Genomic DNA, 13,527 nt, shown 5'->3' with positions numbered 1-13,527 from the left:
TTCCTACCTTTCCATTAATATTAAATAGAAGAAGAACCCTATCTCGAAAGGAGTTATGCAAAAATGTCTTATGTTAATAAGCATCTTGCTCGTACCCTAGAACAACAACATAAGAGAAGTGTAAGAAGTTTATTTTTAAAAATACAAGACTTAAACAATGAGTGTGTACTTTTAAGAAAGAGGCTTGAACAACATATTGATATTAAACAATACAAAGAAGCTATTACCTACGTCGATCAATTCGTTTCCTATACAACCATTTTAAATTTAAAATTTGTCACGAATACGCAGAACCTAGAAGTGGTTGTGCTACATGCACTTTTATTGGAGCATATGATAGAAAGTGAAACATCGTTCTCTTTTGAATATGAAAAGAATTTGTTACATGGTTATATTCAAGAGATACTGGCATTAAATGATCATGCCTCTACTCTTTTTACAAATCATAAAGAAAAAATGCACCGTTACATTGAAACGCAAACTACATAAAAAAGACGATCAAGCCAACAAAGTGCATTGTGCTGATCGTCTTTTGTTTATTGTAATCCTTTAATAATGAGCGAGCGTACTGGTAAAAACTGCTCTCCTGTTTCACCATACGTAATAACTACTTCATCACCTTCTTGTAAATAAATCGCAAGAGGCTCCGTCTCTGCACTTACTGAATAGTTTTCACCATTATTCAGTAAAAACGATACAATGGTAAAGTCACCTAGGCGTTCCTTATAAACGCGTAGTACTGTCCCACTTGCATTTTTTTCTTCCGCATTCGAACTACCTTCAACCGTACTTCCTCCACGACTAAGCGCTGTTTTATATAATTTCAACGCTTCTTTTGGTGTTGTTGCATAGGCGGAAATTTCAGGATTTGCTGCGGAAACGATGAAATAATTTTGTAAAAAGCCATTCGCATCGAGCACCGCTGTTAACCAACTTGCTTCTCCGTAAAAGTTATACAATACAGGCATTTCTCCTGCCCACTTTTTCTCAATAAATTTCTTTTCAATAATTTGCAGATTCCCTTGTGAATCCATATATGAAGCATCTTGATTTCCTGTATAATACGTCGATTCACCAGTTCGTGCATTCGTTAATGAGTAGCCCAGCATTGAATCCACGCCCTCTTTTGGACTCGTGAAGTCTGTGAAATAGTACATTTCGCCTTCCTCATTAAAGATTGGACTTACATTCGATTCAGTCCCTTCATCAGAAGGTAATTTGACATCTTTTTTGCCAAACATACTATTCCAGTAACCATGCACATATTTTCCGTAATAGCTATTTTGTAAACTTACTGTCTCAGGTGAAACAGCCCCATCAATAAATGCTGGAACATCTGCTAATTTCACAATTTCAGATTTACCTGTCAATGCATCTACAAGGACAATCCCTTGTACATCAAAGCCATTTCGAGCAGATATAAACTCCCCGTACGAACGGATATAGTACGGTTTACCGTCATCATCAATTTCAAGCTGAACATCTCCATAGAAAATAAGGAATGGATGTTGTAAGCGCATGTGACGCTCTAAATTAGCATTTAAATAGGCAGAAGGAACATATTTCATTTCCTGTGCGATAAATTTTGGGTTATCCGCTGAGTCCGTCGCACTCATTGTAAAATAACCAGGTGTCGTTTTGCCGTTCATCCATTTAAAGAAACCTGAAAATTCAACAGGCGCAATATATACATATTCACCATTTACCTTTTGGATTTGTAAACGTCCTAGTTCATAATAGCTTGTATTCGGTACTTGACCGAAAGCTTTTTTCATTTTATTGCGGACGAATTTAGGTGGAACACTCGCTGGGGTTTGTGTTTCATCAAACGGCTTGATTTCAACCTCTTCTTTCATTTCCGCAGATTTGAATTTATCGTTAGCATTCCATAGCGGTGCGGACAATACATACACGCCGACTAGTAAGCTTGCTAAAAATAAAACACCTTTCACTTTTCTTTCAATACCACTTGCAAGAAACGCTCCACATAAAGTGAGTAGTATAATCACTGGCCAAAAAACAAGCCAGTTAACATCAATTTTTGTAACATACAGTGTAATACCTGATGCAATAAATCCTATCACAAAGACTCCGATAAAAAAGTAGCCAATTACTTTTTTCGATTGTCCATCTTCACGCTTTTTCGTTATTAGCGGTGTTAATAATACACTCGCAATAATTGCAATGACTGCAGAAGCTATCAATAGCTTAGTCATTTCGTTCACCCTCTCCTCACTTACTGTCTTCTTATTTACGGTTACATACTAAAAAAGTTTCAAACATAAATTATATGGACACTTCTTCCCTTCTACTCTTTGGTGAAAGAAATTTTCTGAATAAAACCGCTTAATGATGAATAAAGGATTTTAAGCATCAATAGAGAATTTCAAAGAAAAGGGGCTGAAAAATTTGGCAAAAAAATTGTTGTTAACATGTATCATTGTGTTTGGTCTTTATTATATTTTTTTCTTCTCGCATATTGACCAAAGTGTAAAACTAATATTCAAAGTCATTCCAATGATTTTGTTAATATTTATGGCGATAACCCAAAAAGCACAGTCGATTAAAAAATATCAGCGATTCATTATTATAGGTCTAGTATTTTGTATGATAGGAGACTACACTTTACAATGGTTTCTGATTGGTCTTACAAGTTTCTTAATCGGTCATGTTTTTTATATCTTCGCCTTTTCAAGTACTAGTGAACAGCCAGTACCGACTTGGGCAAAAATCGGATTACTTTTATATGGTGCCGCAATGGCTATCTGGATTGCCAGTACCGTGTTTAAATCCGGAGAAACCGTACTTACTTTTGCAGTTCTTGCTTATATTTCTATCATTTTAACGATGGGCTGGACGGCTATTCGTACCAGTTCTCCCTTTGCTATTATTGGCGCTTTATTATTTATCACATCCGATTCCTATTTAGCGATTAATAAGTTTATCATGCCATTACCTTTTGCGCATGAGATTATTATGACGACCTATTATAGTGCGCAAATACTTATTGCATTGAGCATCCTTCAATATTCCGAAATCCGAAGTAAAGTGGTACAATGAAAGTGCCTGGCACTCAAACAATTCAGAATTGTTTGAGTGCCAGACACCTACAAAGGAGGCTGCATATACCTATGAAAGAACAAGTAATCGAGCGATTAATTCGCTACGCAAAAATCGATACACAATCCGACTTCACAAGTGAAACTACTCCTTCCACTCAAAAGCAATTTAATTTATTGCATGTATTGAAGGATGAATTGGCTGCAATCGGCTTAACAGACATTACACTAGATGACAATGGCTATTTATTTGCAACACTTGAAGCAAATACAGATAAAGTAGTTCCTACAATTGGCTTTTTAGCGCATGTGGATACAGCTACAGACTACACTGGTACAAATGTAAATCCTCAACGCATCGATCACTACGATGGCGGTGACATTCAATTAAACGAAAATTTAATCATGTCTCCAACTGAATTTCCTGAACTAAAAAATTATGTAGGCCAAACGCTAATTACAACAGATGGTACAACATTACTAGGTGCGGACGATAAAGCTGGCATCGCTGAAATAATGACTGCTATGGAATACTTAATAAATAACCCTGCTATTAAGCATGGTAAAATTCGCGTAGCTTTCACACCTGATGAAGAAATTGGCCGCGGTCCACATAAATTCGATGTCGCTGCATTCGGCGCTGACTATGCCTACACAATGGATGGCGGACCGCTTGGTGAGCTACAATTTGAAAGCTTTAATGCTGCTGGCGTTAAAGTAACAACAAAGGGAACGAGTGTACACCCAGGTTCAGCTAAAAATAAAATGGTCAACTCTATTACGATGGCGATTGCTTTCCAAAATGAAATGCCTACAGATGCAGTACCTGAAAAAACAGAAGGTTATGAAGGCTTCATCCATTTAATGGACTTCAAAGGGGCTATTGAACATACAGAGCTTTCTTATATTGTACGTGACCATGATCGTCAAAAATTCGAAGAGAAAAAGCAATTAATGCGAGATGCTGCTGCCAAAATACAAGCACAATTTGGCAAGGATGCGCTGACAATTTCTATCGAGGATCAATACTATAATATGGGTGAAAAAATCGAGCCTGTAAAAGAAATTGTTGACATTGCCCGTCAAGCAATGGAAAAATTAGATATTACCCCGAATACATTACCGATTCGTGGTGGAACTGATGGTTCTCAACTTTCCTACATGGGTTTACCAACACCAAATATTTTTGCAGGTGGAGAAAACATGCACGGTAAATTCGAATATGTCTCTGGTGAAACAATGGAAAAAGCGACACAAGTAATTCTTGAAATCGTGCAACTATTTGAACAACAGGGCAAGTAAGTTTAACTTTACTTCAAGCAATAAGAAATATTAAAAAAGAAAGACTTTCTACAAAGTCTTTCAGATACTAAAATCCGCTTGGCTCCCAAAGGGCAAGGCACGATAAGCACAGCTTACGCAATGTCGTGCATTTACTTCCTTAGGAGGCAACGCGGATTTTTACTTACTATATAAACACCAGTGATTACTTATCACTGCCAAAATTAATGACTGAATTTTCAAATTACATAAAAGTTAAGGGTGATGAATTATGAAAGAAATTGCATTAGGCATCTTAGCCTCACTTTTTTTTGCGGTAACATTTATTTTAAATCACGCGATGGAAATGCAAGGCGGTAGCTGGCTCTGGAGTGCATCACTTCGTTATTTTTTCATGTTGCCGTTTTTACTAGCTATTGTCTTCTATCGTAAGGGCTTTTCACCGCTTACCAATGAAATGAAAAACAAACCAAGGGCATGGCTTCTATGGAGCTTCGTTGGATTTGTACTATTTTATGCACCACTTACATTCGCTGCAGCATTCGGCCCAGGTTGGCTCGTTTCGGGTACATGGCAATTTACAATCGTTGCTGGTGTCCTTTTAGCTCCCCTTTTTGTATCAGTAATCGCAGGAAAAACAGTACGTCAGAAAATCCCGTTAATTTCCTTACTTATTTCATGTGTAATTCTAGTTGGGATATTGCTTATTCAAGTACCACAGGCACAGTCTGCCCCAACTAAAAATCTACTGCTAGGGATTTTACCTGTAGTGATTGCTGCTTTTGCTTATCCACTCGGTAATCGAAAAATGATGGAAGTCTGCGGAGGGCGTATTGATACATTTCAGCGCGTGCTTGGTATGACCGTTGCTTCCATGCCTGCATGGATTATCATGGCGCTATATGCTGTTTTAACGGTTGGTCTACCTTCACTAAATCAAGTTCTACAATCGCTACTAGTGGGGATTAGCTCTGGTGTCATTGCCACCATTCTATTTTTTATCGCCACAGACCGTGTGCGCGAACATCAAGGCAAACTAGCCGCTGTGGAAGCAACCCAATCAACTGAAATACTATTTGTCATTATTGGTGAGGTGCTACTACTTAACATTGCCTTTCCTGATCCAATTGCCCTTGCTGGACTTGGCATTATTATTGTCGGTATGTTGTTGCATAGCTACTATACAATGGTACTTGGAAAAAAGAATATTGCCCAACAGACCTCCCCTTCTGAACAATCTTCGTAACATATGCGGGTGTTGCTAAAAAATAAAAAGGACGGCTCATTCATCGTAGGAATAAGCCGTCTAGAGATTTTACGTTCCCAAAAAATGAGGGGGGTTTTAGGAGCGCTTTATGAACTAGCAAACTTCTGGAGAAAAGTAGCTAAAGTTCATCCTCTCTACACTCGTTTTGTAGAGGAGGAATAATCTTTACAATGATAATGATAATCATTATCAATTAAATTGTCAACTACTATCTTTAAATTAACTTAAAAATTTTTCAAATACTTACAATGCCTTCTTAAGGGACCTTCTGTATTGCCACTGTTTTAGCTGAAAATGTAAAAAGCAACCGATACAAAAACCAGCAATAGCAACAGATGAAGCGATGGCTACCATTGTTGTAAATACATATCCTACTACATACCAGTTAAAGAAAAACCCAACGAATCCAGCAGCTAAACATATGCTAGCAATACTAGAGTTAAATTTTTGTTGTTGGGCGTCTTCAGGTATATAGGAAGCTGGTGCTTTTTTCAAAAATAGTTTTCCAAATCGTATAATGGGATTAAAATTACATAAAACACCAAGTAAATTAGCGACTAAAGGAATGACTAATATCCAAGCAAGCCCTGTTGCCCATGTCACTATGACACTTAACAAAATGGTCCATTGATTGAGTCGTACAAGTGGTCTTGGAATTGCATGTGGCAATGACATTTAAAAACCTACCTTTCAGATATGTTTAATGTATTTTACTATATTGCATTCCATTTGTGAAGTAAAAATGATTAATTTATAATTGATGTTAATGATTGAAAAGAAAAGGTGATGACAATGCCAGCTTTAACGATGGATCAAGTAAGACAATTGAATTCCTACAGTATATATACAACAGAACCAAAACGAACATTATTTACATTAGCTGATATACATAAAGACTTTTACCATCCCGATTTTTTAAACCTTATGATGGGCATTACAGATGCGGCAACGGAAACCGCAGCTATTTCCCATTTTGCACGTCGCTATGGTATGTTTTTTGCAATGCAGCTATATATGCTTGCTGCCTATGATGAAGTATGGGATGGAAAGCCAATTGAAATTCGTTTTGATGCGGCCAAGGAATTCAATAGCTTTACAGTTGCCATGTTTGTGAACCCCAATGATTGGCGTTACGTGGATGAAGATGAAAGACAATCTGTGATTGAAAAAATTTTATATGATGGGCATGTCATCGTTCAGCAACTGCGTAAAGTAACATCCATCTCTCCTTTAACCATTTGGGAAAATTTCTTTGGTTATCTACTTTGGCATTATCATCAACTGTTGTCTAACCCCGGCTTAGCAGATCAGGCAATGGAAGATATTGAGGCTTTAGAGAACCCTAAAACGTGGGCTCGTTTTTCACAAAAGTCTTGGTGGGCTGACTATACTGGTGGTCAAAGCCCCACGAATTTAGTTAACGTTCCTGTCCGTAAATCTTGTTGCTTTTCGAAAGATATTCCTGGCTTACTTGCTTGTGGATTTTGCCCACTAAAGAAATAAAAAAAAGCCTTTCCTCTCACACTGTGTGAAAGGAAGGCACTCCTTCATTTTAAATCCTATTTTTCATATAGTACGAACCAGTCATTTTGTTCTTCATACATGGAAGTCCCCATATATCCCGCTTTTAACAGTTGCTGCTGCATGGCTGTATCTCCCATCAAAACAGCTTGTTTCTCAGTATAAACCGGTTGCCCCTGTTGTAAATCTTTATAGAAGATATATCGCAATTTATCAACGTACTTAATCTTCAAGCCCTTTATCACAAGCCCCTGTGAAAATTTATCTTTTAAGCTCGGTATATTATACGGTTTAACTGTAGAGCAAACATAATCGTAGCAATCCAAATCAATAGCGTTCATCACAACCGTTGCTAATGTTTTTTGTAATCCGTAGCCGCGATAATGTGGGGAAACATTGGATATCTCTTGATATAAAACACGATGGAACTGATCCTCTGGAATTCCGCAATCATAGCCAAGGTGATCGTTATCAATAGGTGGATTTAACAATGCTCGAAAGCCGATTAACTCATGCTCCACATATGCCCCAATCATCAAACCATTTCCCTGCAAAATGTACTCAAATTCTTCCGTCGTTAAAGGCTGTAAAATGCTTTGGTCTGGCAAAGTCTCGTAAACTTCTTGCTGTAACTTCTCAATCGCAGGTAAATGCTGAAGTTGTAATTTCGTAACATAAAAAGGCGTTTCTCCTAGCATTCCTTCATAAATTCTATCCATGTTAACGCCTCCTTAAGCTGTGACTATTGTTGAAAATTCACATAGTTCCTTAAGTACTGCTTCATCTACATCGACACCTAAGCCTGGTTTTTCTGTCAGACAAATGAACGGTACATCATAGTGTAAATTACCGATATCCTTCGAGAATTTAAGTGGACCTGTTAATTCTACACTAGTCATAATTTTTTTCGAGAATGCTACATGGAAACCAGCCGCTGAACCTACAGATGACTCAACCATTGAACCAATTTGACATTCGATACCTGCCATTTCTGCCATGACAGCTAATTTCATAGCAGGATAAATTCCACCGCATTTCATTAGTTTAATATTTACTTTATCTGCTGCACGTTTCAAAATAATTTCACGCATCTCACGTACGCCTCGAAGTCCTTCATCAATCATTAACGTGACATCAGATTTAGATTTAATTTCTACCATGCCGTCAATATCTTCACTATCAACAGGCTGTTCTAACCAATCAATATTTAAATCTTTTAGTAAACGTAAACCTTGTAAAGTTGTAGAGGCATTACCCCATCCTTGGTTGACATCTACACGAATAGCAATCTCCTCGCCTACACGCTCACGTACTGCTTTGATACGAGCAACGTCACGTCTAACTTCCGTTCCTACCTTCATTTTAAATGATTGATAGCCCATTTCTACGCGTCTAGCTGCTTCATTTGCCATTTCCTCTGGAGTGCCAATACTTAACACGTGGGTAATCGGGAATTTCTCATGATAGCGACCGCCAAGTAACTGATATACTGGTACTTGAAGCGCTTTACCAGCAATATCAAAACATGCAATATCAATTGCCGCTTTGGCAGCAGGCACATCCTTTACGATGTGATTCATTTTATCGTGAATTTTTTCAAAAGCCATTGGATTTTCTCCAATAATTGCTGGGACAAGTTGGTGTTTTAACACTGCATACGTACTTTCCCATGATTCACCTGTAACATGCTCATCAGGTACCGCTTCACCATAACCAACAATGCCTGTATCTGTTGTTATTTTCAAAATGATAGAAGGCATTGTATCATAAGTAGCATAACTAATAATAAAAGGATCGATAAGTGGTAATTGGATTGCAAAAATTTCTACTTGTTGGATTTTCATTTTATATCATACTCCTGTAATTTTATAGTTGTCGTTAATACGTCGTTAATTGCTTAAAAAATATAGAAAAGGAACGATGCCGATGCCTACAAAAATAGCAATTATATGTTCTAAAGCTTTTATGAAACGTATACTTAGTATCGCACAAAACATAGAGAATATTCAATTAGAATTTTACCTTTACAATCAGCCTTCCGAAGCACCGTCATTATTAAAACAAATTAAACCATGTGATGCTCTTTTACTCGGAGGAACATTACCCTATTTACATGCCCAATCATCCTTGGAATCATTGCCGATTCCTTGGAATTATTTAAAGCAAGATGAGGTAACCATTGCAACGACTTTATTATCACTGATTGCAAATAAAGCAATTCCTTTACAAAGAGTATCTATCGATGTCATGCACCCTATCTTTGTCGATAATGTTCTAACAGAGATAGAATATACCGGAACAAAACCATTTGTTCACCCCATCTGCATTACTGAAACATCAAAATATATTTTGAAAAAACATATCGCTCTTTGGGAAGCCAACCAAATTGATTTTGTTATAACAAGCATTCATAGTGTATTTGATGAATTACAGCTACAAAACATTCCTGCGATGCGCATGTTAGATGCAAAAAGTTCCATTATCCAATGTCTTGAAGAAACGAAATCACGATCACTGCTTACTAAATCAGAATCGGCAAAAGCAGTCGTTGGATTTTTAGCTGTTCCTGAAAATAACCAATGTGCAGACATTGTACAGCAAATTACAGCAGCTATACGGGCAACCTATAAAGAAATTACCCCTAATTATTATGAGCTTTATACAACAGCTGGACATTTACAAAATGCTCTCGACATGGAAAATTTATCGCACCTTATGCAACAAATAGGCACGCCCTTTAGGCTCGCCTTTGGCTATGGGCACTCAATTTATGAAGCTGCTGAAAATGCTACATATGCATTAAAATTTTCCAAACCATATGAAATTTATATTTTAGATGAACATAAAAATCTTTTAGGTCCATTCCCAAAATCAGCAGGTAAACTCTCTTTAAAAACAAAAGATCCGTATATTTTACAAATGGCTAAACAGACAAGCTTAAGCCCGTTAAACATATCGAAAATTATTCAATTTAGTAGAGAACGACAATCTTCACAATTTACAGCGCAAAATCTTTCAGAATACTTACAAGTTACTCGTCGGACTACTGAACGTATTATCAAAAAATTAGTTGACCACGGCTATGCTAACATTGTTGGCGAAGAAATGACTCATCAACAGGGGCGACCACGTACAATTTACGAATTAAATTTTGCAACTTATTCATAAAACTGACAAACCCCATCACAGCACTTTCCTTGGCGAACAAGTACCTTACCTCATGGTATACATCATGATTACAAAGTCTCGTCTTGCCAACAGTTAGCTACGTGATGGGGCTTGCCCTCTTTGGCTTTAATAAGCACTATTCTTCAGAGTATTCCCTCTATTTAAGCAAAACCCGTTCTAATTTAGTCTGCTACGACCATATTATTCATATCATTTTCTTGCGCTTCTTTTTTACGTTGATTTGCCTCTTCAATTTCTTCTGGTGTCATCTTAACAATGGCAAATCCGACATAACCATAAATAATTGAAATAATTGGTACGACAAAGTTTAGTATTGCATAAGGTGCATATTCCATTGCACTAACACCTAACGTTGCTAATATAAATACACCACAAGTATTCCAAGGGAAGAATACGGATGTTAACGTTCCCCCATCTTCAAGCGCACGCGATAAATTTTTCGAATGCAAGCCACGGTTTTGATAAACGCCTGCAAACATACGAGAAGGTACAACAATCGAAATATACTGCTCTGAACATGTTGCATTTGTTGTAATACATGCCGCAATTGTTGAAGCAATAAGGCTGCCTGTAGATTTAGCAAATTTCACAACGACATCCATCAGTGCTTTTAACATGCCTGAATATTCTAACACCCCACCGAATGTCATGGCTACAATCGTCATTGAAACCGTATACATCATTGAATCTAAGCCACCACGATTAAAGAGCTCGTCCACCATTTCATTTCCTGTCGAAATAGCGAATCCTTCTTGTAATGCTTGGACAGCCATCGTTGGCGACCCACCTTGCACAAAAATTTGTAATAAGAAACCTGAAATAATCCCAATAATTAATGCTGGTATTGCAGGAACCTTTTTTGCCACCATGACAATAACGCCAACTGGGACAAGTAATAACCATGGAGAAATCACAAAGCTTTTTTCCATCACGTCTAGCGTAGTCAGTATTTTTTCAGAATTCATGGCTACGTCAGCAAAACTTCTTCCCATAAACCCAAATGCGACAAGTGTAATAATTAATGCAGGTATTGTCGTATATAGCATATGTTTTATATGGTCAAACAAATCTGTATTTGTTAAGCCTGCAGCTAGATTTGTTGTATCCGATAAAGGTGACATTTTATCACCAAAATATGAACCTGAAATAACTGCTCCTGCAATCATCGGTGCAGGAATCCCCATACTTAAACCGATACCCATACCAGCAACACCGATTGTTGCCATTGTTGACCATGAGCTACCGATTGCTAGCGAAACGATTGAACATAATAGTAAAATCGTTACTAAAAACCAAGCTGGCGAAATTAACTTTAAGCCGTAAAAAATCATGGTAGCAACGACTCCACCACCAATCCATGCTCCAATTGTCAAACCTACTAAAATGATAATGACAATGGCTGGAAGTGCTAGGCGAATACCTTTATACATCATTTCCTCTATTTCCATCCACTTAAAGCCATGTTTTTTGGCAACAATTGCCGCCACAATTGTTCCTACAATAAGTGGCACGTGTGGACTTTGCTCTAATATAACTACTGTCACTAGCATTGTCGTTATCATTATTGCAAAAGTCAGGAGCGCCCAACTTGCACTAATATCCTTTTTCATTGTCCCATCCCCTTTTTTTGCACCCAATTATAAATTTGCATTTCATCAGTGCAAATATATTTTTACGATTTTTAGCTTAATATTCAAAAAATATAAAGTCAACGCAAAAATTTTATGCTTCTATAGCAATTCTGAATATTAAAGGGCAAAAAAACGCTTCCAAATAGCAATTACAAACCATTCAAAAACGCGTATTTTTATGCATTTCTTCCCAAAAAGCAAGGAAAAAGAGGCTCTATCCAACGTGTAGAGCTTGGATAGAACCTCTTCAAATTACCTATTTATGGATAGGCTTTTTTTCTAATACACACGCAAGTACTTTCGATGCGTCTATTAATGCACTTCGTTCAAAAGTCATTTTTGGATGATGTAACCCAGGAACTAAATTAGCACCAATGCCAATCATTGTCGCTTTTAGTTCAGGTTTTTTGACTGTATAAAAATGAAAATCATCGCTACCTGGTGTTGTAATTTCATCAGCCAAAAATTGCTCTCCGAGTGTTTCTAAAATAGCATTTTTAGCCATATCAGCAGCAATTGGTGAAACCTCTGCACCAGGTGTGAAATCGACCCATTTCCAATTCATTTCAATTTCAAACTGCTGTTGTATTGATTTTAGTCCCGATTCAATGCGGCTTCGAAGTAATTCTAACTGATGGTTATGTTGCGCCCGAATATCCATTGAAAAGCTAGCACTACCTGGAATAATATTCGTACTGCCACCATCTGCGATAATCTTAGTTAGTTTGGCAGAGTGTGGCTCAAATGGAGACAAATGAATGCTATTTAACATTAATTGTATTGCCATAATGACATCAATCGCATTTTTACCTTGATGCGGTCTTGCACCATGAGCATCAATGCCATGAATTGTTCCATCTAGAAAATAAGCTGCACCATGATGGATAGCAGGTGAAACCTTTCCTAAAGGCAACTCTTCAATCGGTCTCAAGTGAACACCAAATAAATGCGAAACATCGTCAACTGCTCCACGCTCAAATGCTGCACAAGCACCATTTCCTACTTCTTCAGCAGGTTGGAAAATAAATCTGACACGATGTTGCAGCGGTCGATCTTTAAGCAATAATAGCGCTCCTAGTACCATTGTAATATTGGCATCATGACCACAGGAGTGATTCGCCCGCCATTTCCCATCCACTTCTTGCCATAATGCATCAATATCTGCACGAACTGCTACAATCTCATCGCCTGTACCAATTTCAGCAATTAACCCTGGTACATCACCTAATAAACGATAAGATACGTTTAAGTCATCTAAAATAGATGCAATTTTCTTAGTCGTTTCATACTCCTTCCAACTTACTTCTGGATAATTATGAAAATGTTCAAACCATTGATACATTGATTCTTCTAACATTGCTGCACTTGTCATAACCACACCTCGATATACCTTTTTTTCTCCCCCATTATACATGAAAGCTTTTTAGAAAAGTATATATGAAATTAGTACTATATCTATTTTAAAATCATATAACTTCATAATAAAACGTTTCAACACTTCATATTATTTTATGTAAACTTCATAAAAAGGTGACAGTACTATACTTTTATGCAATAGTAAAAGGCTGTGTTAAAAGTA

General features: G+C 37.2%; 12 protein-coding genes. 6 read left to right on the top strand and 6 right to left on the bottom strand.

Going from position 1 to position 13,527, the window contains the following annotated elements; all coding sequences use genetic code 11:
- Positions 1-63: 63 nt before the first annotated feature.
- Positions 64-489, top strand: coding sequence for a hypothetical protein (locus MHH88_RS02030; RefSeq protein WP_339261289.1), 426 nt, complete (start codon positions 64-66; stop codon positions 487-489).
- Positions 490-536: 47 nt separating this feature from the next.
- Here MHH88_RS02030 and MHH88_RS02025 read toward each other — a convergent pair whose 3' ends face one another.
- On the bottom strand, positions 537-2,216 hold the full coding sequence (locus MHH88_RS02025) for a hypothetical protein (protein ID WP_069512952.1): 1,680 nt from the start codon (positions 2,214-2,216) through the stop codon (positions 537-539).
- A 193-nt stretch (positions 2,217-2,409) separates the two neighbouring features.
- Here MHH88_RS02025 and MHH88_RS02020 point away from each other — a divergent pair, with 193 nt between their 5' ends.
- The 3 genes from MHH88_RS02020 to MHH88_RS02010 all read left to right on the top strand — a co-directional run bounded on the left by MHH88_RS02020 (position 2,410) and on the right by MHH88_RS02010 (position 5,586).
- Positions 2,410-3,060 carry a lysoplasmalogenase gene (locus tag MHH88_RS02020; RefSeq protein WP_339261286.1) on the top strand — a complete coding sequence of 217 codons (651 nt, stop codon included), beginning with the start codon at positions 2,410-2,412 and terminating at the stop codon, positions 3,058-3,060.
- A gap of 71 nt (positions 3,061-3,131) precedes the next feature.
- On the top strand, positions 3,132-4,361 hold the full coding sequence (pepT, locus tag MHH88_RS02015; protein WP_103977519.1) for a peptidase T: 1,230 nt from the start codon (positions 3,132-3,134) through the stop codon (positions 4,359-4,361).
- Positions 4,362-4,611: 250 nt separating this feature from the next.
- Positions 4,612-5,586 carry a multidrug resistance efflux transporter family protein gene (locus MHH88_RS02010; RefSeq protein ID WP_069512955.1) on the top strand — a complete coding sequence of 325 codons (975 nt, stop codon included), beginning with the start codon at positions 4,612-4,614 and terminating at the stop codon, positions 5,584-5,586.
- Between the two features lie 264 nt (positions 5,587-5,850).
- Here the strand turns inward: MHH88_RS02010 and MHH88_RS02005 are convergent, their stop codons facing one another.
- Complete coding sequence (locus tag MHH88_RS02005; RefSeq protein ID WP_339261284.1) at positions 5,851-6,282, bottom strand: DUF4395 domain-containing protein; 432 nt, start codon at positions 6,280-6,282, stop codon at positions 5,851-5,853.
- Positions 6,283-6,399: 117 nt separating this feature from the next.
- Between MHH88_RS02005 and MHH88_RS02000 the strand changes: the two genes are divergently transcribed.
- On the top strand, positions 6,400-7,110 hold the full coding sequence (locus tag MHH88_RS02000; protein WP_103977521.1) for a Fe-S oxidoreductase: 711 nt from the start codon (positions 6,400-6,402) through the stop codon (positions 7,108-7,110).
- A 56-nt stretch (positions 7,111-7,166) separates the two neighbouring features.
- Here the strand turns inward: MHH88_RS02000 and MHH88_RS01995 are convergent, their stop codons facing one another.
- Both MHH88_RS01995 and MHH88_RS01990 read right to left on the bottom strand, forming a co-directional pair.
- Positions 7,167-7,847: a GNAT family N-acetyltransferase gene (locus MHH88_RS01995; protein WP_339261283.1), complete on the bottom strand. Its 681-nt coding sequence runs from the start codon at positions 7,845-7,847 to the stop codon at positions 7,167-7,169.
- A gap of 12 nt (positions 7,848-7,859) precedes the next feature.
- On the bottom strand, positions 7,860-8,972 hold the full coding sequence (locus tag MHH88_RS01990) for a dipeptide epimerase (RefSeq protein ID WP_069512959.1): 1,113 nt from the start codon (positions 8,970-8,972) through the stop codon (positions 7,860-7,862).
- A gap of 121 nt (positions 8,973-9,093) precedes the next feature.
- Here MHH88_RS01990 and MHH88_RS01985 point away from each other — a divergent pair, with 121 nt between their 5' ends.
- Positions 9,094-10,296, top strand: coding sequence for a hypothetical protein (locus tag MHH88_RS01985; protein WP_339261280.1), 1,203 nt, complete (start codon positions 9,094-9,096; stop codon positions 10,294-10,296).
- A 182-nt stretch (positions 10,297-10,478) separates the two neighbouring features.
- Here MHH88_RS01985 and nhaC read toward each other — a convergent pair whose 3' ends face one another.
- Entirely contained in the window at positions 10,479-11,927 is a 1,449-nt protein-coding gene (gene nhaC, locus MHH88_RS01980) for a Na+/H+ antiporter NhaC (RefSeq protein ID WP_339261278.1), read from the bottom strand.
- A 277-nt stretch (positions 11,928-12,204) separates the two neighbouring features.
- Positions 12,205-13,320 (bottom strand): amidohydrolase, encoded by a 1,116-nt coding sequence (locus MHH88_RS01975; protein ID WP_339261276.1) that lies wholly within the window; start codon positions 13,318-13,320, stop codon positions 12,205-12,207.
- Positions 13,321-13,527 lie beyond the last annotated feature (207 nt).

The sequence above is a fragment of the Lysinibacillus sp. FSL K6-3209 genome, from assembly GCF_037976175.1.
Lineage (GTDB): Bacteria > Bacillota > Bacilli > Bacillales_A > Planococcaceae > Lysinibacillus > Lysinibacillus sphaericus_D.
Note: the sequence above shows the minus strand (reverse complement) of the source record. Positions and strands in the feature narration are given on the sequence as shown.

Bases quoted from the DNA above. Each gene is read 5' to 3' on its own strand.
- MHH88_RS02025 (WP_069512952.1), bottom strand. From the start codon at position 2,216: ATGACTAAGCTATTGATAGCTTCTGCAGTCATTGCAATTATTGCGAGT.
- MHH88_RS01995 (WP_339261283.1), bottom strand. From the start codon at position 7,847: ATGGATAGAATTTATGAAGGAATGCTAGGAGAAACGCCTTTTTATGTT.
- MHH88_RS02005 (WP_339261284.1), bottom strand. From the start codon at position 6,282: ATGTCATTGCCACATGCAATTCCAAGACCACTTGTACGACTCAATCAA.
- MHH88_RS02000 (WP_103977521.1), top strand. From the start codon at position 6,400: ATGCCAGCTTTAACGATGGATCAAGTAAGACAATTGAATTCCTACAGT.
- nhaC (WP_339261278.1), bottom strand. From the start codon at position 11,927: ATGAAAAAGGATATTAGTGCAAGTTGGGCGCTCCTGACTTTTGCAATA.
- MHH88_RS01975 (WP_339261276.1), bottom strand. From the start codon at position 13,320: ATGACAAGTGCAGCAATGTTAGAAGAATCAATGTATCAATGGTTTGAA.
- pepT (WP_103977519.1), top strand. From the start codon at position 3,132: ATGAAAGAACAAGTAATCGAGCGATTAATTCGCTACGCAAAAATCGAT.
- MHH88_RS01985 (WP_339261280.1), top strand. From the start codon at position 9,094: ATGAAACGTATACTTAGTATCGCACAAAACATAGAGAATATTCAATTA.
- MHH88_RS02010 (WP_069512955.1), top strand. From the start codon at position 4,612: ATGAAAGAAATTGCATTAGGCATCTTAGCCTCACTTTTTTTTGCGGTA.
- MHH88_RS02030 (WP_339261289.1), top strand. From the start codon at position 64: ATGTCTTATGTTAATAAGCATCTTGCTCGTACCCTAGAACAACAACAT.
- MHH88_RS01990 (WP_069512959.1), bottom strand. From the start codon at position 8,972: ATGAAAATCCAACAAGTAGAAATTTTTGCAATCCAATTACCACTTATC.